Raw genomic sequence first — 20476 nt, forward strand, 5'->3', positions numbered from 1 at the left:
GACGGATGTGGCTGCATCAGTGGCACTTGAAATAGTCGAACGGCTCGCGGCACGATTTGCAGCGCCACAACGCCTTGCACGAGGTCGAGCCGAATTCGGCAAGCTGCTCGGTGTCGGCCAAGCCGCATTGCGGGCAAGCGACCTCGGCGACGCCGAACAGCGCGCGCCGTCCGCTCGACGGCTGCGGCGGCGCGATGCCGTAGTCGCGCAGCTTGCGACGCCCTTCCTCGCTCATCCAGTCGGTGGTCCAGGCCGGCGACAACACGGTGCGAACCCTGGCCCCGCAAAACCCGGCGCGCTCCAGCGCGAGCTCGATCTCCAGCGCGATCATGTTCATGGCGGGACAGCCGGAATAGGTCGGCGTGATCGCGACCTCGACGCGGTCGCCGACCACCTCGACCTCGCGCAGCACGCCGAGATCATCGATCGTCAGCACCGGGATTTCCGGATCGGCGACCGACGCCGCCGCGTCCCAGGCACGCTGGCGCAACTCGGCCGGGCTGGTGTCGGCGACTACCACGTCGCACCGGGGAAGCTGCGCTGCATGTATTGCAGCTCGCTGAGGAGATGGCCGAGATGCTCGCTGTGCCGCCCGTCGCGGCCGCCCTGCTGCATCCAGTCGTTCTCGGGCAGCACGAGCGTTGCCTCGCGCGCGACATGCGAGACGATCGACAGCCATTCCGGCAACAGCATCGTCGGGTCGGTCGCGATGCCGGCATCGATCAGGCCACGCTCGGAGCCGTCGACGCTGAACATCTCGCCGGTATACGCCCAGAGATCGTCGACCGCGGCCTGCGCACGGCGGTGGCTCTCGTCGGTGCCGTCACCGAGCCGGATCACCCATTCGCTGGCATGGCGCAGATGATAGGCGCATTCCTTCTCCGACTTGGCCGCGATCGCCGCGAGCGTCGCATCGGTGGAGCCCATCATGCCGCGCCAATACAGATCGGCGAACGCCGCGTAGAACAGCTGCCGCACCATCGTGTGTGCGAAATCGCCGTTGGGACGCTCGACAAGAAGCAGGTTGCGGTACTGCCTGACGTCGCGGAGATAAGCGAGCTTGTCCTCGTCATGGCCGCGGCCCTCGACCTTCGCCGCGTAGCCGTAGAGCTCGCGCGCCTGGCCGATCAGGTCGAGCGCCATGTTGGACAGCGCCATGTCCTCTTCGAGCATGGGCGCGTGGCCGCACCATTCCGACAGGCGATGGCCGAGGATCAGCGCATCATCGGCACGGCGCAAGGTGTACAGCACCAGCGGCGTTTCGGAGACGGTGATCGAGGGAGCGGTCATGACGTTTCGCCTCTGAAGCCACGCATTCGACCTCATCCTGAGGAGCCCGCCGCAGGCGGGCGTCTCGAAGGATGGGCCATAAGCGATACCGGGCCTCATGGTTCGAGACGGCGCTACGCGCCTCCTCACCATGAGGAGTTGCACCTACATATGCCCGACTTCTTCCGGCACTTCATAGAACGTCGGGTGACGATAGATCTTCGATTCCGCCGGCTCGAACATCATGCCCTTGTCGGCGGGATCGGAGGCGGTAATCGCGCTCGACGGCACCACCCAGATCGACAGGCCTTCTCCGCGGCGGGTGTAGAGGTCGCGCGCGGCCTGCAGCGCCATGGTGGCGTCGGGCGCATGCAGCGAGCCGCAATGCTTGTGCGCGAGCCCGTTGCGGCTGCGGATGAAGACCTCCCACAACGGCGTGTTCGGCGTCGCCATCTCGCTCTCTCCCTGCTATTCGGCGGCTTGCGCCATCTGGCGCCGCGCGCGCTTCTCGGCGTAAGCGGCCGCCGCCTCGCGCACCCAGGCGCCGTCGGCATGCGCCTTGCGGCGCGCCGACAGCCGATCGCGATTGCACGGGCCGTTGCCGGCCAGCACCTGCTTGAACTCGTTCCAGTCGATCGGGCCGTGTCGCCAATGGCCCTGCGCGTCCTGCGTCATCTCGGGATCAGGCATCGTCAGCCCGAGATACTGCGCCTGCGGCACGGTGGCATCGATGAACTTCTGCCGCAGCTCGTCATTCGAGAAGCGCTTGATCTTCCACTTGGTCGACGCATCGCTGTGCTGGCTGGCCTGATCGGGCGGGCCGAACATCATCAGCACGGGCCACCACCAGCGGTTCAGCGCATCCTGCGCCATCGCCTTCTGCTCGGCCGTGCCGCGGCACAGCGTGAGCATGATCTCGTAGCCCTGGCGCTGATGGAACGACTCTTCCTTGCAGACGCGGATCATTGCCCGGGCATAGGGACCGTAGGAGCAGCGGCACAATGGGATCTGGTTCATGATCGCGGCGCCATCGACCAGCCAGCCGATCACGCCGATGTCCGCCCAGGTCAGGGTCGGATAGTTGAAGATCGAGGAGTACTTGGCCTTGCCGGCCAACATCGCGTCAACCAGTTCCTCGCGCGAGGCGCCGAGCGTCTCGGCAGCGGCGTAAAGATAGAGGCCATGGCCGCATTCGTCCTGAACCTTGGCGAGCAGCGCCGCCTTGCGGCGCAGGCTCGGCGCGCGCGTGATCCAGTTGCCCTCGGGCAGCATGCCGACGATTTCGGAATGGGCGTGCTGGGAAATCTGCCGGACCAGCGTCTTGCGATAGGCCGCCGGCATCCAGTCGTTCGGCTCGATGCGCTCCTCGGCATCGACGCGGGCCTGAAAGCGCGAGGCGCGCACGGCGTCCTCGGCGAGGCTGCCCTCCTCGGGCGAATTAAGCGCCTGCGTGTACATGCGGCGGCGTCCTCCCAGGACTTGGTTGCCGCCAACATATTACAAAATTCGAGCGATGCAATCAAATTCCGTAATATATCAGCCCGCCTCGTCCTCGTCGGCGAACCGCCGCATCAGCGCCGCATCGGCTGCCGGCAGCGGTCCCTCCTCGTTGGTCGCATGCGCATCGAGCCAGCGCTCGGCACCGGGCAGCAGCAATCGATAGATCTCGCCGCACAGCGTCCTCGCCTGCCGCCCCGGCCAGTTCCCGGGCAATAGCTCGGCCGGCAGCAGCGGATCGCGCAGCACGATTCGCCGGTAATGATGGATGAGCAGGATCCGGGCCGTGAAGGCTTGGCCGTCGGTCAGCGCTTCGCCGCGTTCGATGCTGGCCTTGAGCGGCGCGAAGGAGGCGGTGAACTTGCGGTAGGCCTCAGCCGTTCGCTCCAGCGCCCAGCTCTCGGCGACCAGCCGCCGCGCCATATCCGAGCCGGCGGAGGCCTGCAGGCGGATTGCTCCCTCCACCGCATCTGGCGAGGCAATGCTCGTGAGCGCCACGAACACGCCGGGCAGCGGACTGCCGAAGCCGGCATCGCGCAGCGCCGTCCGCGCCTGCTCGCGGTCATCGGTGCCGCCGATCAGCACCAGCTCGAAGCTGCCGTTCCACTCGGTGGGCAGCGACTCGTAGATGTGCCGGGTGGCGCCGGCAAAGGTCTGCTCGCCGCGCCTCGTCAGGCGATAGAAGCTGTTGCGACCGCTCCTGGTGCGCTCGAACCAGCCCTCCGCGGTCAGCCGCGACATCGCCGTGCGCACCACGCTGCCGTCGATCGCGAGGCCCTCGAAGAAGGCCAGCAAGCTCCCCAGCCAGACGCTGCCGCCGCGCGGCACGATGGCGTCGCCGAACACCGTGATGATCAGCGACCCCGTGCGCGAGGGCTCGCTCTTGAGCTGGCTGACGATGCGGGACAGCGGCTGGTGCATGATCCCCGCTTTATCCGGTTTCGCCCGATCACAAAAGAAAAGGCCCGCGTGACGCGGGCCTTGAAGATCGATCGACTGATGCTGTTGACGCGATCAGGCGGTCTTGTTGTAGGCCTTGGCCATGTTTTCCTGGGCGACCTTGGCCCCCTCGGTGACGAGCTTGCCGACATACTCGCTGGTCGACTTCGCACGGGCCACCAGGGCCTCGCCGCGGGCACGGGCCAGTTCGCCCTGGATCGCAACGGCTTCGCTGATCGACTTGGCGGACGCGAGCTTGTCCAGGCCATCGAAGAACGCCTCGGTGTCCTGATACAGCGCCTGCTGGATGTTGCGGCTGATCTTGCCAGCCTCGGTCACGCCGTCGAACACGGCGGTCTCGATCGCCGAGGTCACCTTCTCGGAGCCGGCGAGGGCCTCCGCAGCGCGCTCCTTGGCGGTGGACGCGGTCTTCTTGACGAACTCCCGCGCGGAGTCCGGCACTTCCATCGTCTGCAGGTTCTTGAGCGCGTCCGTCATCGGCGCAAAGGCATCCTTGACGGTGTCGAACACATTGTTGGTCTCGGTGGTCATGGTCGTCTCCATCCTCGTCTGAGCTATGGGCTCGCTTCTCCGTTCCTGAGAAACCGGAGTAACTCACCTATACCAGCAATCATGGTGCATCGCAATATAATTGTGCAATGCACCATTGCGGGAGGATGCGGTGAAATCGAATGGAACCTCAACCGCCCGAGGGCACGTCGTTGGCCTGCCGAGGACTGCCTTGAGCCCCGCCACCATGTTTTTTGTTCCGGGATTTTCCATGCCTGTGCGGCTCAACAGCCGGGGTAGCGGCCTGGACAGTCTGGGGCTCGGCCTGGACGGGCTGGGACGACTTGCCCAGCGAATCGAGCATCTCTCTGATTTCGCTGAGCTGTGCCTCGATCGCTGTCGCCGGCGCGGGATCCGGCGTCTGCGACGCTTTGAGAATCTGCTCGAGCAGTGCCTTGATCTCGCTCAGTTGCGGCGTGAGATCCGGCGCCGGCTTCGGCTCCGGTTGCGGACGCTTGGACGCGGCCACAAGCTCATCGAGCAAGGTCTTGATCTGATTGAGATCCGGCCTGAAGTCGACGGGCACAGGCGGCGGCAGTTTGGAACCGACGACAAGGCCGTCCAGCAAGCCCTTGATCTCGTTCAACTGCGAGGCGAGATCGGCGGAGGCCTGCGGCATCGGCTGCGAGACCTGCGTAGAGGCCAGCAGCTGCTTCAGCAGCGTCTGCGTCTCCGCAAGTTCGCCTTCGATGCAACCGAGCCGCTCGTTCAGGGCGGTGAGCTGACCACGGCTCGGCACGTTCATGCCGGCGAAGTAGTTTTCCATCAGATCGGCCATGGGCTTGTGTCCGTTTCCAGAAGCAGTTGCGGGATCGTCGGGGGATGGACGGGAGGTCACGCCCATCGGGCGGAGCCGCGTAAGCGCGCTGAAGTTCTTCTGCATCTCACTGACCATCTGCTGCCAGAATGCGATCGGATCACCGGATTTGTTCACCATCGGCACGCTCCTTCAGACCCATGCGAGACTCAAACACAACCTGTCATAGCACGCCTTCGCTGCATTGCGGCAGACCTTGCAGTCTGCTTCTCTCAGGCAACAGAACCGTGCCATAGAGGGTTCCTCGGGCTCGAGAGAGGGATCACGTGTCAGCCACCGCTCATCAGCCGCCGCAGATCGCGCGCGCCAACGGTATCGACATCTGCTACGAGACGTTCGGTGATCCCGCGGCGCCTCCGCTGCTGCTGATCATGGGCTTGGGCGGCCAGATGGTCATCTGGTACGACGAATTCTGCGAGCAGCTCGCAAACCGCGGCTTGCGCGTGATCCGCTTCGACAACCGCGACGTCGGCCAATCCAGCAAGCTGCATGGCGGACGCCGTCTTACCCCGTTCGAACTGCTCAAGCTGCGCTTCTTCAACATCCCGGTCGCCGCGCCCTACAAGCTGCTCGACATGGCCAAGGACACGGTCGGGTTGATGGACGCGCTCGACATCAAGTCGGCGCATCTGGTCGGCGCCTCCATGGGCGGCATGATCGCCCAGGAGATCGCGATCAGCTTCCCGCATCGCGTGCGCTCGCTGACCTCGATCATGTCGACCACCGGCAACCCGCGGCTTCCGCCGCCGACCCGCGAGGTCGCGATGCTGCTGATGGCGCCGCCGCCCAAGACGAAGGACGAGTACATCAGGCGCTTCCTCAGGACCTGGAAGGTGCTGCGTGCCGGCTCATTCCCGGAGGACGAGGCGCGCGACGTGGCGCTGGCCGAGCGCTGTTTCGCCCGCGGCCCCAGCCCCGCCGGCGTCGGCCGCCAGTTGCGCGCGATCCTCGCCTCCGGCAGCCGCAAGCCGCGGCTGCACAGCGTCACGGCGCCTACGCTCGTGATCCACGGCAAGGTCGATCCGCTGGTGCATCACGCGGCGGGGACCGACACCGCCGAGTCGATCCCGAACGCCAGGCTGCTGATGCTCGACAACATGGGCCATGCCATCCCGACCCCGACCTGGCCTGTGATCATCGACGCGATCGCGGAGCACGCGCATGGCGCGAATGCGCAGGCGGCGTAAAACGGCAGCTGAGATCCATTGCCGCCGCTCGGCAACGAGCTGTCATCCCGGCGAACGCCGGGATCCATAACCACCGCCTTCGTGGTTGCGATGCGTTGTGGCTCCAGCCCACTGGACCGAAAGCGCCGCGCGCCCTACCCGAACCTCCGCCGCCGCCATTCGATCAGCTTCGCGCTGACCTCCGCCGGCTGCTCCTGCTGCGTCCAATGGCCGCTGTCCCGAACGAGGTATTTCTCCAGGTCGGGAACCAGCTTCTCCATGCCGTCGGCGGCCGAGGGCGGCAGCACGGCATCGTTCTCCGCCATGATCATCAGCGACGGCACACGCACGGTATGGTCGAGCCCCTCCGAGCGCTGCCAGTTGCGGGTCATGTTGCGATACCAGTTGATGCCGCCGGTGAAACCGGTGCGCGCGAAGGTGTCGACGAACACCTGCTTCTCCGCATCCGACAGGATCCGCTGCCGAGCATCCTTGGCGGCGTCATAGGCCACGATCATCTGCGGGAACGCCAGGTTGAGCGAGGGCGACGCCGCGATCCCACCGGCCGGCGGCTCGGTCGACGGCGCATCGTTGCGCGGCAGCGGCTTGCGCATGAAGGCGTCGAAGGTCTGCTCCACCCGCGATCCGAAGATGCGATCGGGCTCACGCGCGGGGTCCTGGAACTGCACGATGTACATCGTGTCGCCGAAGCGCTTGCGCATGATGGCGATCGGATCGGCAGGCGCACGCGGCAGATGCGGCGTGTTGATGCCGACCACGCCGGCGACACGATCGAGATGACGCAGCGGCATCTGCCAGACGACGAACCCGCCCCAGTCATGGCCGACGAAGATCGCCTTGTCGATTCTGAGGTGATCCAGCAGGCCGACGAGGTCGCCGGTGAGATGCTCGAGATCATAGGCCTCGACCGGCTCCGGCCGGTCGCTGGCCCCGTAGCCGCGCTGGTCCGGCGCGATGACGCGGATGCCGGCCTCCGCAAGCGCCTTCATCTGATGCCGCCACGAGAAGGCCAGTTCCGGCCAGCCGTGGCAGAGGATCATGGGCGGCCGGTCGGTTGCGGGACCGGCCTCGTAGTACCCCATGCGAATGCCGTTGGTCATCGCAAACTGCAGCGGCGGCATCCCAGCCGGATCGGTCATGCGTCCTCCCTGAAGCTGCTGCGCCGGCCTTTGCTGGCCGGTCGCGGGGCCTCGGTCTGGAGCAGGCTCCAGGCCGGACGTGCAGGCGTCTCGCTGCTCTGTTGGTTCCGCGCAGCGAAATCGATCGGCCGTGATCAGGCCGATTTCTTGTCGCTCGAGCGGCTGCCGCCCAGGCCGGTCATGGTCAGCATCAGGTCCTGGAAGCGCTCGGCCAGGCGGGGATCGAAGGTGAACCAGCTCTGCATGATCGCTTCAGGGGTCAGCTTGTCGATATTGCTGGTCATCTGATGCTGAAGCCGGTCCATCACCGCGGCCTGCATCGGGCCGACGTCGGGAAGTCCGAAAAACTGCCGCGCCTCGAGCGGTGTGCAATCGATCTCGATGTTGACTTTCATGTCCGCTCCGCGCTGTTCGAACCATTCCCCGCCGCCTCCAGCAGGATGCCGCTCAGATGGGACACCTTCCGGGACTCTCGGCGGATAGCGGCACAGTATCACCGCTTGCCGCCCTCTCTAGCAAGCGGCGCGTTGCTGCAGGTGCGCAATTCCCGGGACATGGGCAATTCCGGCCCGGGACGGCCGAATGCGACGGTCGACTGCCGCGTGCGCTGCACATCCAGGGCTCGGGGACTAACCATATCGTTTAGGCTTAAACAAACTGCACTTGTGTGCCGCCGTCGAACTCTGGCAACATCGTCAGATCGACGTGCCGCGGGTCCTCCAGCGCACCGCCAAGCCGAAGCCTTCGAACGGCCAAGGCTTCGGGATCAGTCATTCCGGCGCGGCATCAAACTTGCAAGCACATCGCTCGGCGTCCTGTTGCTTCTTGAAGTTCGTGCAAGAGGCGCCTCTGACATCACGAACTTCGAAGCAAGGCCGGCCGGATCAAATCGCGCCTGCCGAGAAAACAAGCGTCAAACGCGGAGAATTTGAACATATGTCGGGACGCAAATCCCTGCTCATCGCGGCGGCCGTCGCATTCGTCGGCCTTGCCGGGCTGCCGGCCTCGGCCCAGACCCTGCGCTACGCCAACCAGGGCACCCTGAAGTCGCTCGATCCCTACACCTTCAAGGAATCGACCACGATTGCGCACCATGCCCACATCTATGAAGGACTGACCGCCCGCGACAAGGACCTCAAGATCATCCCCGCGCTGGCTGAAAGCTGGGAGACGCCCGAGCCGACTCGCTGGCGCTTCCATCTGCGCAAGGGCGTCAAGTTCCACAATGGCGAACCCTTCACCGCCGACGACGTGATCTTCTCCGCCGAACGCGTCCGCGCCACCGGCTCGAACTTCCTGTCGAACGTTCCACCCGACGCGAAATTCATCAAGGTCGACGACTACACCGTCGACGTGAAGCTCGATGCGCCCAATCCCATCCTGATTTCGCAGTGGGATACGTGGTTCATCATGAGCAAGAAGTGGTGCGAGGACAACAACTCGATCGCGCCGACGCCGGTCTCGGCAACCACGCCGAGCTTCGCCTCGCTGCACGAGAACGGCACCGGTCCCTTCATGATCGAGAGCCATCAGCCGGGCGTGAAGACCGTGTTCAAGGTCAATCCGAACTGGTGGGGCAAGCCGGAGCATAACCTCAAGGAGATCGTGTTCACGACCATCTCGTCCGACGCGACGCGCGTCGCTGCGCTGTTGTCCGGCGAGGTCGACATCATCGAGCCGGTTCCGGTGCAGGACATCGGCCGCGTCGATTCCAGCCCGAACGCGCAGGTGCTCAAGGGGCCCGAGCTGCGCACCATCTTCCTCGGCATGGATGAGACCCGCGACGAGCTGCTGTACTCGAACGTGAAGGGCAAGAATCCGTTCAAGGACATCCGCGTCCGCGAGGCGTTCTACAAGGCCATCGACGTCGAGCTGATCAAGACCCGCGTCATGCGTGGTCTGTCGACGCCGTCGGCGTTGATGATCGCGCCCCAGCTCTATGCACTGTCGAAGGACTTCACCCGGCCGAAATATGATCCGGACGCCGCCAAGAAGCTCTTGACCGAGGCCGGCTATCCCGACGGCTTCGAGGTCGGCATGGACTGCCCGAACGATCGCTACGTCAACGACGCCGCGATCTGCCAGGCCGTCGTCGGCATGCTCGCCCGCATCGGCGTCAAGGTGAACCTGAACGCGCAGCCGAAGGCGCAATACTTCGCCAAGGTGCTGAAGCCCGGCGGCTACAACACCTCGTTCTTCCTGCTCGGCTGGACCCCCTCCTCGATGGACGCGCACAACGTGATGCACGACATCATGGGCTGCCGCGAGGACCCCAAGGACCCGACCCGCGGTGAAGCCAATCTCGGCAACTACTGCAACAAGGAGTTCGATGCGCTGACCGACAAGGTGCTGGTCGAGACCGACACCGCCAAGCGCAATCAGCTGATCAAGCAGGCGTTCGAGATCGGCATCAAGGATTACGGCTACATTCCGCTGCACCAGCAGGCCGTGGCCTGGGGCGTGTCGAAGAAGGTCAAGATCCCGCTGCGCGCCGACAACGCCGTGCTGATGTTCTGGGCCAACAAGACCGAGTAGTTCGGCAGACGACCAGGAGTCCCGGAAAGCAGAACTGCTTTTCGGGACTTTTCATTTTCCGCGGCAGGTGCTACCCGCCGCGCGATCGAGAGGGACTGAAAGGACCAGATGCTCGCCTTCACGCTTCGCCGAGCAATTCAGGCCATCGGCGTCATGATCGCCGTCGGGATCATCGCGTTCGCCATGTTCCGCTTCGCCGGCGACCCGGTCAGCCAGCTCGTGGCGATCGACGCATCGTCTGCGGAACGCGCCCAGATCCGCCAGTCCCTCGGTCTCGACGATCCCTTCATCGTCCAGTTCGGGCGCTATCTGTTCGATGCCGCGCAGTTCAAGTTCGGCGTCTCCTACCAGTTCCGCCAGCCCGTGTCGGATCTCCTCAAGGAACGCATGCCCGCGACGCTGGAGCTCGCGGTCTGCGCCACGATCCTCGCGCTGTTCTTCGGCATCATCATGGGCGTGTTCTCGGCGCTGCGCCGCGACTCCTTGATGGCGAAACTGTTCCAGATGGTGTCGCTGATCGGCATCTCCTTGCCGACCTTCCTGATCGGCATCCTCCTGATCTATCTGTTCTCGGTGACGCTCGGCTGGCTCCCGTCGTTCGGCCGTGGCGACGTCGTGAAACTCGGCTGGTGGTCGACCGGCCTGCTGACGCTCTCCGGCTGGAAGGCGCTGATCATGCCCTCGATCACGCTCGGCCTGTTCCAGATGACGCTGATCATGCGGCTCGTCCGCGCCGAGATGCTCGAGGTGCTGCGCACCGACTACATCCGGTTCGCCCGCGCCCGCGGGCTGACCACCCGCGCGATCCATTTCGGCCACGCCCTGCGCAACACCCTGGTGCCGGTCATCACCGTGGTCGGCCTGCAGTTCGGCTCGGTCATCGCCTTCTCCATCATCACCGAGCAGGTGTTCCAATGGCCGGGCATGGGCCTCCTGTTCGTGCAGGCGGTGCAGAACGTCGACATCCCGATCATGGCGGCCTATCTGATTATGGTGTCGCTGATCTTCGTCACCATCAATCTCGTGGTTGATATCCTCTACACCGTGGTCGATCCGCGCCTGCGCGCGACCATCAGCCGTCCGGCCTGATCATGAGCGACGCAGCCCTGCCCCACCCCGCTCCCGTCGATGCGCCACGCGCAGCCCCCGATGGCTGGCTCAAGCGCGCGCTGGCCAGCGACCTGTTCTATTCGTTCCGCCGGTCGAGGCTCACGGTGGTCGCGGCCGTCATCACGCTGCTGTTCTTCCTGCTCGCGATCTTCGCGCCGCTGCTGTCGCCGCAGAACCCGTTCGATCCGGCGCAGTTGCAGCTCCTGAACTCGCGGATCTCGCCGCTGTGGACCGCCGACGGCCAGAGCCCGTTCCTGCTCGGCACCGACGAGCAGGGCCGCGACGTGCTCTCCGCGATCCTCTACGGCCTGCGCATCTCGCTGATCGTCGGCATCCTCGGCGTGCTGTTCTCCGGTGCCCTCGGCATCGCGCTCGGCCTGATCGCCGGCTATTTCGGCGGCCGCGTCGATACCGTGATCATGCGCATCGCCGACGTCCAGCTCACCTTCCCGCCGATCCTGATCGCGCTTTTGGTCAACGGCATCGCCAAGTCGGTCTCCGGCAATCGCCTGGACTGGCTGAGCATGCTGATCGTTCTGGTGCTGGCCATTGGCCTGTCGTTCTGGGTGCAATACGCCCGCACGGTTCGCAGCTCCGTGATGGTCGAGAAGAACAAGGACTACGTCGCCGCCGCCCAACTGATCGGCCTGCCCGCGCCCGTGATCATGCTGCGCCACGTGCTGCCCAACACGACCGGTCCGGTGCTGGTCATCGCCACCATCAACTTGGCGCTCGCCATCATCACCGAGGCCACCTTGTCGTTCCTCGGTTCAGGCATGCCGGAGACGATGCCGTCGCTCGGAACCCTGATCCGCATCGGCAACAACTATCTGTTCGCCGGCGAATGGTGGATCGTCGCCTTCCCCGGCATCGCACTGGCCGGGCTGATCCTCGCGATCAACCTGCTTGGCGACTGGCTGCGCGACGCGCTCAACCCGAAACTGCGATGATCCTGCTCCTGCGTATGAAGGTCTCAACCTCATGACCGCCCCCGTTCTGTCCGTGCGCAACCTGCAGGTCGAGTTCGAGACAAGGCGCGGCACCTTGCGCGCGATCGACGGCGTCTCCTACGACATCGCCAAGGGCGAGGTGCTCGGCGTGGTCGGCGAATCCGGCGCCGGCAAGTCGGTCACGGGCCTTGCCGTGATCGGCCTGATCGACCGCCCCGGCCGCATTTCCGGCGGCGAGATCCTGCTGTCTGGCCTTCGCATCGACAACCTCCCGCCGGAGGAGATGCGCAAGGTGCGCGGCAAGCGCATCGGCATGATCTTCCAGGATCCGCTGACCTCGCTCAATCCGCTGTATCGCGTCGGCGACCAGATCATCGAGACCATCAAGACCCATACCAACCTCACCGACCAACAGGCGCGCAAGCGCGCCATCGACCTGCTCGCCGAGGTCGGCATATCGGCACCCGAGAAGCGCATCGACGGCTATCCGCACGAATTCTCCGGCGGCATGCGCCAGCGCGTCGTGATCGCGCTCGCGCTGTGCGCCGAGCCCGAGCTGATCATCGCCGACGAGCCGACCACCGCGCTCGACGTCTCCGTGCAGGCGCAGATCATCTCGCTGATCAAGCGGCTCGGCCGCGACCATGGCACCGCCGTGATGCTGGTAACCCACGACATGGGCGTGATCGCCGAGACCTGCGACCGTGTCGCGGTGATGTATGCCGGCCGCGTTGCCGAGATCGGCCCGGTTCAGGAGGTGATCAAGAACCCGCTGCATCCCTACGCCAAGGGCCTGATGGGCGCGATCCCGACGCTCGCGGGCGAGGACAAGCGGCTGGTGCAGATCCCCGGCTCGATGCCGCGGCTGTCGGCGATCCCACCGGGCTGCTCGTTCAATCCGCGCTGCAGCGCCGTCTTCGACCGCTGCCGCATCGACCGGCCGGAGCCGCTGCGCCAGGGCACGCAGGCGGTCGCCTGCCATCTGTATGATCGCGCGACGGAGACCGCGGCATGAGCGATTTCGTCGAGGTCAAGGATCTCCGCCGGGTGTTCGACGTCTCGAAACCCTGGCTCAACCGCGTGATCGAACGCCAGCCTCAGGAATTCCTGAAGGCGGTCGACGGCGTCAGCTTCGGCATCCGGAAGGGCGAGACCTTCGCGCTGGTCGGCGAGTCCGGCTCCGGCAAGACGACGGTCGCGCGCATGGTGGTCGGACTGCTGGCGCCGACCTCCGGCGAGGTCATCATCGACGGCGTGTCGATGAGCGAAGCACGTCAGGCGCAGGCGCGGCGCAAGCTGCGCCGGCGCATTCAGATGGTGTTCCAGGATCCCTATGCCAGCCTCAATCCGCGCTTCCGCGTCGAGTCCATCATTGCCGAGCCGATCCGCGCCTTCAACGTGATCGAGGGCGAGCGCCAGATCAAGGACCGCGTCGGCGAGCTCCTGACGCTGGTCGGCCTGCATCCGGATGACGGCCAGAAATTCCCTCACGAATTTTCCGGCGGCCAGCGCCAGCGCATCGCGATCGCGCGCGCACTCGCCTCGGAGGCCGACTTCATCGTCTGCGACGAGCCGACCTCGGCTCTCGACGTGTCCGTGCAGGCGCAGATCCTCAACCTGATGCGCGACCTGCAGGACAAGTTCGGTCTGACCTATCTGTTCATCAGCCACAATCTCGCGGTCGTCCGCCACATGGCGAGCCGCATCGGCGTGATGTATCTCGGCCGCATCGTCGAGATTGCGGAAGGGCGTCAGCTCTTCAACGATCCGCGCATGCCCTACACCAAGATGCTGCTCGGCGCGGTGCCGGACCTGTCGATGTCCGGCCGCCAGCGCATTCCGGTGAAGGGCGAGATCCCCAACCCGATCAATCCGCCGTCGGGCTGCACCTTCAACCCGCGCTGTCCGCTGGCGTTCGATCTGTGCCGGCAACAGTCACCGGAACTAATCGGCGGCGTCGCGTGCCACGCAGTGAACCAGCCGGCCGCAACGGCCGTTCCGACGGCATCGGTGGCGTGAAGCGACACGACGGAACTCAAATGGGTCGTCATTGCGAGGAGCGAAGCGACGAAGCAATCCAGGGGCGTCATCCTGGGCCCTGGATTGCTTCGCTATCGCTCGCAATGACGGCGACTAACTGCACAGATCAAAGGGCGCCATGAGCTTCATCAATCCCGATCCCTTCACGACCCGCCCCGAGATCGACGGCACCTTCGGCGTCGTCACCTCGACGCACTGGCTCGCGACCGCTGTCGGCATGGCGATGCTGGAGCGCGGCGGCAATGCCTTCGATGCCGGCGTCGCAGCCGCCTTCACCCTGCAGGTGGTCGAGCCGCATCTCAACGGCCCCGGCGGCGACGTGCCGATCATCCTGCATGACGTGAAGCGCGGACGCACCGAGGTGATCTGCGGCCAGGGCCCTGCGCCGGCAGGCGCGACCATCGCGCACTACAAGCGCGAAGGCCTCGACATGGTGCCCGGCACCGGACTGCTCGCGGCTTGCGTCCCCGGCACCTTCGAGTCCTGGATGCTGTTGTTGCGGGACTACGGCACGATGCGGCTGCGCGACGTGCTGGAGCCGGCGATTTCCTACGCCCGCGACGGCTATCCACTGGTCGAGCGCGTCTCGGCCACGATCCAGACCGTCGAACAGCTGTTCAAGACCCATTGGCCGACCTCGGCCGCGCTCTATCTGCCGAATGGCGAGGTGCCGCGGCCGGGCACGCTGTTCACCAACCCAAAGCTGGCAGAGACCTACGCCCGCATCCTGAGCGAAGGCGAAAGCGCCGGGGCGAATCGTGACGCACAGATCGAGCGTGCGCGAAAAGCCTGGTCGCAGGGCTTCGTCGCCGAGGCGATCGACCGCTTCTGCCGGACACAGGAGGTGATGGACGTCTCCGGATCGCGCCACAAGGGCGTGCTGACCGCCGACGACATGGCGCGCTGGCAGCCGACCATCGAGGCACCGCTCACCTACGACTACGGCCGCTACACCGTGTGCAAGGCCGGCGTCTGGAGCCAGGGCCCGGTGCTGCTGCAGCAGCTCGCTTTGCTCAAGGGCTTTGCGCTCGACGGCCTCGATCCGACCGGCCCCGACTTCATCCATTGGCAGATCGAAGCCGCGAAGCTCGCTTTCGCCGATCGCGAAGCGTTCTACGGTGATCCGAACTTCGCCGACATCCCGATCGAGACGCTGCTGTCGGACGCTTATAACAACGAGCGCCGCAAGCTGATCTCGGACAAGGCCTCGCTGGAACTGCGCCCCGGCACGCTCGACGGCTACGGCGCCGAGGTGAAGCTGCGCGAGGCGAAAGGCGACCGCGAGGCCGTCGGCGCGATGGGCTCGGGCGAGCCGACCGTGGGCCGCTTCGGCGAAGTGCGTGGCGACACCGTGCATTTCGACATCATCGACACCCACGGCAACATGATCTCGGCCACGCCCTCGGGCGGCTGGCTGCAATCCTCGCCCGTGATTCCCGAGCTCGGCTTTTGCCTAGGGACTCGCGCGCAGATGTTCTGGCTCGAAGAGAATCATCCGGCGGCGCTGGTGCCGGGCAAGCGGCCGCGCACCACACTGTCGCCGACGATGGCGCTGCGCGACGGCGAACCTTACGTCGCATGGGGCTCGCCCGGCGGCGATCAGCAGGACCAGTGGAACACGCAATTCTTCCTGCGCCACGTCCATGCCGGCATGAACCTGCAGGAGTCGATCGACGCCCCCGCCTGGCACTCCGAGCACTTCCCGATCTCGTTCTGGCCGCGCACCGCACGCCCCGGCGTGCTCGTGGTCGAGAACCGCGTGCCCAAGGCGACCGTCGAAGAGCTGCGCCGCCGCGGCCATGTCGTCGAGGTTGGCCCCGACTGGTCGGAGGGCCGCCTCACGGCAGCTTCGCGCGTCGGCCGCCGCCGCCGTGCCGCCGCCAATCCCCGGGGCATGCAGGGCTACGCCGCGGGACGCTGAGGGCCGACGATGACATGGTCGATCATTGCCAAGGACGATACCACCGGCCGGATCGGCATCGCTGTCGCCACGCGTTTCTTCGCCGTCGGCGCACGCGTGCCGTTCATCGTCGCCGGTCGCGGCGGCATCGCCACGCAGGCGCTGGTCAATCCCTACTACGGCATCGACGGCGCGACGCTGCTGCGCGATGGCCGCCACCCGCGCGAGATCGTGCAGCTCCTCACAGCAGCCGATCCCGGCCGCGAAAGCCGGCAGGTTCACATCCTCGATCTCAACGGCCAGATCGCGGCGCATACCGGCCGCGACTGCATCGACTGGTGCGGCCATCTCGAAGGCCAGGGGTTTTCGATCGCCGGCAACATGCTGGCCGGCCCGCAGGTGCTGAACGAGACTGCCAACGCCTTCCTCGCCAACAGCGCCCTGCCCTTCGCGCAGCGCCTGATCGCGGCGATGAGGGCCGGCGAGGCCGCCGGCGGCGACAAGCGGGGCAAGCAGTCGGCTGCACTGCTGATCCATGGAAAGGACGAATGGTCCGAGCTCGACCTGCGCGTCGACGACCATGCCGATCCGCTGGCCGAGCTCGAACGGCTGGAGAGCGTGAGCCGCAGGCATTGGGCGGTATTCCGGCAGTTCATGCCGACACGCGACAATCCGGCTGGGATCACCGACCGCGCCGTCATTGATGACGGCCTCGCGGCGGCGCTCAAGTCCCCAACATGAGCGGCCGGAAGGACTGCATCTGACCGGGGTTGGTATGGATAGTGCAACGACGCAGGCTGCTGCATTTACGAGGGGACTTCGGATGCTGAGGAAGAACTGGTGCTTGGCCGCTCTCGCGGCTGTTCTCATGACCTCTTGCGGGACACTCGCGCAGGCACAGACCACGTTGCGCATCGGGCTCGCCGAGGATCCCGATGTTCTCGATCCCACCATGGCCCGCACCTATGTCGGCCGCATCGTGTTCGCCGCGACCTGCGACAAGCTGTTCGACATCGACGACAAGCTCAACATCGTGCCGCAACTGGCGCTGTCGCACGAGACCTCGGCGGACGGCAAGGAGGTCACGATCAAGCTGCGGCCGGGCGTGAAGTTCCACGACGGCGAACCGTTCGACGCCGAGGCCGCGAAGTTCTCGATCGACCGTCACCTGACCTTCCCCGGCTCGTTCCGCAAGCCGGAGCTCGCCTCGGTCGATCACGTCGACGTCGTCGATCCCTTGACCATCAAGCTCGTCCTGAAGGCGCCATTCTCGCCGCTGATTGCGCAGCTCACCGACCGCGCGGGCATGATGGTGTCGCCGAAAGCCGCCAAGGAGGCCGGCGACAAGTTCGGCCTGCGTCCGGTCTGCGCCGGTCCCTACAAATTCGTCGAGCGCGTCCAGCAGGACCGCATCGTATTCGAGAAGTTCGCCGACTACTGGAACAAGGACAACGTCTTCATCGACAAGATCGTCTATCAGCCGATCGTCGACGCCACGGTGCGGCTGGCAAACCTGAAGTCCGGCGGGCTCGATCTGATCGAGCGCGTGCTCGCCACCGACATCAAGGACGTGCGCGCCGACTCCAAGCTCGCGCTGTCGACGGCGATCGAGCTCGGTTATCAGGGCATCACGCTCAACATCGGCAAGGACAAGGCCAAGGGCCCGCTCAGCCAATCGGCCAAGGTGCGCCAAGCGCTGGATCTGTCGATCGACCGCGAGGCGCTCAATCAGGTGGTCTTCAACGGCGAGTTCATGCCGGGCAACCAGTGGGTCAATCCCTCGCATCCCTACTATCAGAAAGCGTTCCCGATGCGCGCGCGCGACGTCGAGAAGGCCAAGGCGTTGCTGAAGGAAGCCGGCGTCACGCCGCCGGTCGCGGTCGATTTCATGGTACCGAAGGGCGCCGAGACCGAAGCGGTCGCCCAGGTGGTGCAGTCGATGGCCGCCGAGGCCGGCTTCGACATGAAGATCCGCGTGACCGAGTTCGCGACCTCGCTGAAGCAGGCCGAGGCCGGCGACTATCAGGCCTACATGCTATCGTGGAGCGGCCGCATCGATCCGGACGGCAACTCCTACGTCTTCATGAAGAAGAACGCGCCGCAGAACTACAGCGTCTGGGAGAATGCGGAGGCCGACAAGGCGCTCGACGACGCCCGCCTCGTCACCGACATGGCGCAGCGCAAGGCGCTGTACGAGAAGCTCGCCAAGCTCGAGATCGAGGAGGAGCCGATCCTCTATCTCTACCACCGCCGCATCCTGATCGCGCACACCAAGAAGCTCGAGGGCTACAAGCAGATGCCGGACGGCCTGGTGCGTCTGATCGGGCTGAAGCTGAAGTGAGCGGTCGGTTGGCCTCTGCCTATTGGGACGCGATGCCGGCGCCCCGCCCACGCTGCGCTCCCTCCCCCCTTGTGGGGGAGGGGTGGGGAGAGGGGTGCCACACACTCCGATCTCCCGTGGGGTACCCCCCTCCCTGTCCCTCCCCCACAAGGGGGGAGGGAACGCTGGGGGCGCGACCGATTGCTCGTCGTGAGCATGCTCCTTGGCGCGCGAGGTCCTGACCATGCTGACCTTCCTCGCCCGCCGCCTGTCCCAGATCATCCCGACCTTGATCTTCGTCTCGATCCTCATCTTCTCGCTGCAGCAACTCTTGCCCGGTGACCCTGCCCTCGTCATGGCCGGCGAGGAGCGCGATCCCGCCGTGATCGAGCAGATCCGCAAGCAGTATCGCCTCGACCAGCCGCTGCCCATCCAGTACGGCTACTGGATCAAGGGCGTGCTGTCCGGCGATTTCGGCGAGTCCTTGCGCATCAAGATGCCCGTACGCGATCTCATCGTGCAGAAGCTGCCGGTGACCTTGCAGCTCGCCTCGATGGCCATCGTGATCGCGTTCCTGATCGGCATTCCCGCCGGCATCGTCTCCGCCGTGAAGCGCGGCACGGGCTGGGACTACGCCGCCAACCTGTTCGCACTGTGGGGCATCTCGACGCCGAACTTCTGGCTCGGCATCATGCTGATCTTCGTGTTCTCGATCCAGCTCGGCTGGCTGCCCGCCTCGGGCTATGTCTCGCTGGCGGAGGACTGGCGCGCCAGCCTTGCCGCCACCATCATGCCGGCTTTCGTGCTCGGCAACGCCATCGCCGCGATCCTGATGCGCCACACCCGAAGCGCCATGCTGCAGGTGCTGAGTAGCGACTATATTCGCACCGCGCGCGCCAAGGGCATTTCCGAGCGCCAGGTCATCCTGCGCCACGCGCTGCGCAACGCCCTGACGCCGGTGATCACGCTCGGCGCGCTGGAGCTCGGCACGCTGTTATCAGGTGCCGTGTTGACCGAGCAGATCTTCTCCATCCCGGGCTTCGGCAAGCTGATCGTCGACGCCGTGTTCAACCGCGACTACGCCGTCGTGCAGGGCGTCGTGCTGGTCACCGCCACCGTCTACATCATGCTCAACCTGATCGCCGATCTCGCTTATGTCCTCGTCAATCCGCGCCTGAGAAGCTGACATGGCCGAGACCACGCTGTCATCACCAGGCATCCGCACTCTTGCCCCGCTCGAGCGGCCGATCCAGCGTGCCTGGCGCAGCCTGGTGAAGCGGCGGGGCGCCATGGTCGGGCTCGGCCTGATCACGGCCTTCATCCTGCTCGCCGTGCTCGCGCCTCTCGTGGCGCCCTACGATCCCATCAAAACGAGCTGGGCTTTTGTCCGCAAAGCTCCGTCGGCGGCACATTGGTTCGGTACCGACGATCTCGGCCGCGATGTGCTCGCCCGCGTCATCTACGGCGCGCGCGCCTCGCTGCTGGCCGGCGCGATCTCGGTCGTGATCGCGCTGTCGATCGGCGTGCCCATCGGCATGATCGCGGGCTATCGCGGCGGCGTCATCGACGCCCTGATCAGCCGCATCACCGACGCGATGCTGGCCTGCCCGTTCCTGATCCTGGCGATCGCGCTCGCCGCATTCCTCGGACCGAGCCTCGGCAACGCGATGATCGCGATCGGCATCTCGGCAACGCCGATCTTCGTGCGGTTGACCCGCGGCGAGGTGCTGAGCGTCAAGGTCGAGGAATATGTCGAGGCCGCGCGCAGCGTCGGCGATACCGACCTGCAGATCGCGGTCCGGCACATCCTGCCGAACATCATGCCGGCGCTCTTGGTGCAGGCGACCTTGTCGGTCGCCGCCGCCATCATCGCCGAGGCCGCGCTGTCGTTCCTGGGGCTCGGCCAGCAGCCGCCGGCGCCGTCCTGGGGCAGCATGCTCAATGCCGCCCAGCGCTTCCTCACCAATGCCCCCTGGATGGCGATCTGGCCGGGGCTCGCGATCTTCCTGGTCGTGCTCTCGCTCAACCTGCTGGGCGACGGCCTGCGCGACGCGCTGGATCCGCAGCAGGAAGAGTAAGGCAACGCCGGCGCTTCACCCTCCGCCGTCGTCCCGGCCTCCGAGCCGGGACCCATAACCACCGGCCGCTGTTTGAGGCAGGCGCGGAGTGAACCTCTCGCGCAATAACGACCGCCGGTGGTTAT

20 protein-coding genes are annotated in these 20476 nt (G+C 65.7%); 11 read left to right on the forward strand and 9 right to left on the reverse strand.

All coding sequences use genetic code 11. From position 1 onward, the window contains the following. Window positions 1-16: 16 nt before the first annotated feature. From paaD to HL666_RS07960, 7 genes are all read right to left on the reverse strand, one after another. A complete protein-coding gene (paaD, locus tag HL666_RS07930; protein WP_172180745.1) occupies window positions 17-520 on the reverse strand; it encodes a 1,2-phenylacetyl-CoA epoxidase subunit PaaD in 504 nt (167 codons plus the stop codon). Next, window positions 514-1290: a 1,2-phenylacetyl-CoA epoxidase subunit PaaC gene (paaC, locus tag HL666_RS07935; RefSeq protein WP_172180747.1), complete on the reverse strand. Its 777-nt coding sequence runs from the start codon at window positions 1288-1290 to the stop codon at window positions 514-516. Before paaC ends, paaD begins: the two co-directional genes overlap by 7 nt. Before the next feature lie 144 nt (window positions 1291-1434). Further along, window positions 1435-1722: a 1,2-phenylacetyl-CoA epoxidase subunit PaaB gene (gene paaB, locus HL666_RS07940; protein WP_009025702.1), complete on the reverse strand. Its 288-nt coding sequence runs from the start codon at window positions 1720-1722 to the stop codon at window positions 1435-1437. A gap of 15 nt (window positions 1723-1737) precedes the next feature. Further along, window positions 1738-2727, reverse strand: coding sequence for a 1,2-phenylacetyl-CoA epoxidase subunit PaaA (gene paaA / locus HL666_RS07945; RefSeq protein ID WP_172134163.1), 990 nt, complete (start codon window positions 2725-2727; stop codon window positions 1738-1740). A gap of 78 nt (window positions 2728-2805) precedes the next feature. Beyond that, the gene (gene paaX, locus HL666_RS07950) at window positions 2806-3687 is read right to left on the reverse strand and encodes a phenylacetic acid degradation operon negative regulatory protein PaaX (protein ID WP_172180748.1); all 882 of its coding nucleotides are present in this window, start codon (window positions 3685-3687) and stop codon (window positions 2806-2808) included. A 93-nt stretch (window positions 3688-3780) separates the two neighbouring features. Continuing rightward, window positions 3781-4257: a phasin gene (locus tag HL666_RS07955; RefSeq protein WP_172134161.1), complete on the reverse strand. Its 477-nt coding sequence runs from the start codon at window positions 4255-4257 to the stop codon at window positions 3781-3783. 148 nt (window positions 4258-4405) lie between these two features. Continuing rightward, window positions 4406-5212 (reverse strand): hypothetical protein, encoded by an 807-nt coding sequence (locus HL666_RS07960; RefSeq protein WP_172180750.1) that lies wholly within the window; start codon window positions 5210-5212, stop codon window positions 4406-4408. Window positions 5213-5358: 146 nt separating this feature from the next. On the opposite strand from HL666_RS07960, the gene HL666_RS07965 reads away from it, so the two are divergent. Further along, complete coding sequence (locus HL666_RS07965) at window positions 5359-6279, forward strand: alpha/beta fold hydrolase (RefSeq protein ID WP_172180751.1); 921 nt, start codon at window positions 5359-5361, stop codon at window positions 6277-6279. A gap of 134 nt (window positions 6280-6413) precedes the next feature. Here HL666_RS07965 and HL666_RS07970 read toward each other — a convergent pair whose 3' ends face one another. Together HL666_RS07970 and HL666_RS07975 are read right to left on the reverse strand one after the other, a co-directional pair. Continuing rightward, entirely contained in the window at window positions 6414-7418 is a 1005-nt protein-coding gene (locus HL666_RS07970) for an alpha/beta fold hydrolase (protein WP_172180753.1), read from the reverse strand. Between the two features lie 134 nt (window positions 7419-7552). Continuing rightward, window positions 7553-7813: a DUF6489 family protein gene (locus tag HL666_RS07975; protein ID WP_172111972.1), complete on the reverse strand. Its 261-nt coding sequence runs from the start codon at window positions 7811-7813 to the stop codon at window positions 7553-7555. 541 nt (window positions 7814-8354) lie between these two features. On the opposite strand from HL666_RS07975, the gene HL666_RS07980 reads away from it, so the two are divergent. From HL666_RS07980 to HL666_RS08025, 10 genes are all read left to right on the forward strand, one after another. Beyond that, entirely contained in the window at window positions 8355-9953 is a 1599-nt protein-coding gene (locus HL666_RS07980) for an ABC transporter substrate-binding protein (protein WP_172111971.1), read from the forward strand. Between the two features lie 108 nt (window positions 9954-10061). After that, window positions 10062-11042: an ABC transporter permease gene (locus HL666_RS07985; RefSeq protein ID WP_172111970.1), complete on the forward strand. Its 981-nt coding sequence runs from the start codon at window positions 10062-10064 to the stop codon at window positions 11040-11042. Between the two features lie 2 nt (window positions 11043-11044). Beyond that, window positions 11045-12013: an ABC transporter permease gene (locus HL666_RS07990; protein ID WP_172134158.1), complete on the forward strand. Its 969-nt coding sequence runs from the start codon at window positions 11045-11047 to the stop codon at window positions 12011-12013. A gap of 31 nt (window positions 12014-12044) precedes the next feature. Continuing rightward, window positions 12045-13028 carry an ABC transporter ATP-binding protein gene (locus HL666_RS07995; protein WP_172111968.1) on the forward strand — a complete coding sequence of 328 codons (984 nt, stop codon included), beginning with the start codon at window positions 12045-12047 and terminating at the stop codon, window positions 13026-13028. Then, window positions 13025-14032, forward strand: a complete 1008-nt coding sequence (locus tag HL666_RS08000; RefSeq protein WP_172111967.1) for an ABC transporter ATP-binding protein — start codon at window positions 13025-13027, stop codon at window positions 14030-14032. Before HL666_RS07995 ends, HL666_RS08000 begins: the two co-directional genes overlap by 4 nt. Window positions 14033-14171: 139 nt before the next feature. Further along, on the forward strand, window positions 14172-15974 hold the full coding sequence (locus HL666_RS08005) for a gamma-glutamyltransferase family protein (RefSeq protein ID WP_172180755.1): 1803 nt from the start codon (window positions 14172-14174) through the stop codon (window positions 15972-15974). Between the two features lie 9 nt (window positions 15975-15983). Beyond that, a complete protein-coding gene (locus HL666_RS08010; protein WP_172180757.1) occupies window positions 15984-16694 on the forward strand; it encodes a DUF1028 domain-containing protein in 711 nt (236 codons plus the stop codon). A gap of 127 nt (window positions 16695-16821) precedes the next feature. After that, window positions 16822-18294, forward strand: coding sequence for an ABC transporter substrate-binding protein (locus HL666_RS08015; protein WP_172180759.1), 1473 nt, complete (start codon window positions 16822-16824; stop codon window positions 18292-18294). 223 nt (window positions 18295-18517) lie between these two features. After that, entirely contained in the window at window positions 18518-19459 is a 942-nt protein-coding gene (locus tag HL666_RS08020) for an ABC transporter permease (protein ID WP_172111963.1), read from the forward strand. Window position 19460: 1 nt separating this feature from the next. Beyond that, a complete protein-coding gene (locus HL666_RS08025; protein ID WP_172180760.1) occupies window positions 19461-20351 on the forward strand; it encodes an ABC transporter permease in 891 nt (296 codons plus the stop codon). Window positions 20352-20476 lie beyond the last annotated feature (125 nt).

It is taken from the genome of Bradyrhizobium aeschynomenes (genome assembly GCF_013178945.1).
GTDB lineage: Bacteria > Pseudomonadota > Alphaproteobacteria > Rhizobiales > Xanthobacteraceae > Bradyrhizobium > Bradyrhizobium aeschynomenes.

Bases quoted from the DNA above. Each gene is read 5' to 3' on its own strand.
- paaC (WP_172180747.1), bottom strand. From the start codon at position 1,290: ATGACCGCTCCCTCGATCACCGTCTCCGAAACGCCGCTGGTGCTGTAC.
- paaB (WP_009025702.1), bottom strand. From the start codon at position 1,722: ATGGCGACGCCGAACACGCCGTTGTGGGAGGTCTTCATCCGCAGCCGC.
- paaA (WP_172134163.1), bottom strand. From the start codon at position 2,727: ATGTACACGCAGGCGCTTAATTCGCCCGAGGAGGGCAGCCTCGCCGAG.
- paaX (WP_172180748.1), bottom strand. From the start codon at position 3,687: ATGCACCAGCCGCTGTCCCGCATCGTCAGCCAGCTCAAGAGCGAGCCC.
- HL666_RS07955 (WP_172134161.1), bottom strand. From the start codon at position 4,257: ATGACCACCGAGACCAACAATGTGTTCGACACCGTCAAGGATGCCTTT.
- HL666_RS07960 (WP_172180750.1), bottom strand. From the start codon at position 5,212: ATGGTGAACAAATCCGGTGATCCGATCGCATTCTGGCAGCAGATGGTC.
- HL666_RS07970 (WP_172180753.1), bottom strand. From the start codon at position 7,418: ATGACCGATCCGGCTGGGATGCCGCCGCTGCAGTTTGCGATGACCAAC.
- HL666_RS07975 (WP_172111972.1), bottom strand. From the start codon at position 7,813: ATGAAAGTCAACATCGAGATCGATTGCACACCGCTCGAGGCGCGGCAG.
- HL666_RS07980 (WP_172111971.1), top strand. From the start codon at position 8,355: ATGTCGGGACGCAAATCCCTGCTCATCGCGGCGGCCGTCGCATTCGTC.
- HL666_RS07985 (WP_172111970.1), top strand. From the start codon at position 10,062: ATGCTCGCCTTCACGCTTCGCCGAGCAATTCAGGCCATCGGCGTCATG.
- HL666_RS07990 (WP_172134158.1), top strand. From the start codon at position 11,045: ATGAGCGACGCAGCCCTGCCCCACCCCGCTCCCGTCGATGCGCCACGC.
- HL666_RS07995 (WP_172111968.1), top strand. From the start codon at position 12,045: ATGACCGCCCCCGTTCTGTCCGTGCGCAACCTGCAGGTCGAGTTCGAG.
- HL666_RS08000 (WP_172111967.1), top strand. From the start codon at position 13,025: ATGAGCGATTTCGTCGAGGTCAAGGATCTCCGCCGGGTGTTCGACGTC.
- HL666_RS08005 (WP_172180755.1), top strand. From the start codon at position 14,172: ATGAGCTTCATCAATCCCGATCCCTTCACGACCCGCCCCGAGATCGAC.
- HL666_RS08010 (WP_172180757.1), top strand. From the start codon at position 15,984: ATGACATGGTCGATCATTGCCAAGGACGATACCACCGGCCGGATCGGC.
- HL666_RS08015 (WP_172180759.1), top strand. From the start codon at position 16,822: ATGACCTCTTGCGGGACACTCGCGCAGGCACAGACCACGTTGCGCATC.
- HL666_RS08020 (WP_172111963.1), top strand. From the start codon at position 18,518: ATGCTGACCTTCCTCGCCCGCCGCCTGTCCCAGATCATCCCGACCTTG.
- HL666_RS08025 (WP_172180760.1), top strand. From the start codon at position 19,461: ATGGCCGAGACCACGCTGTCATCACCAGGCATCCGCACTCTTGCCCCG.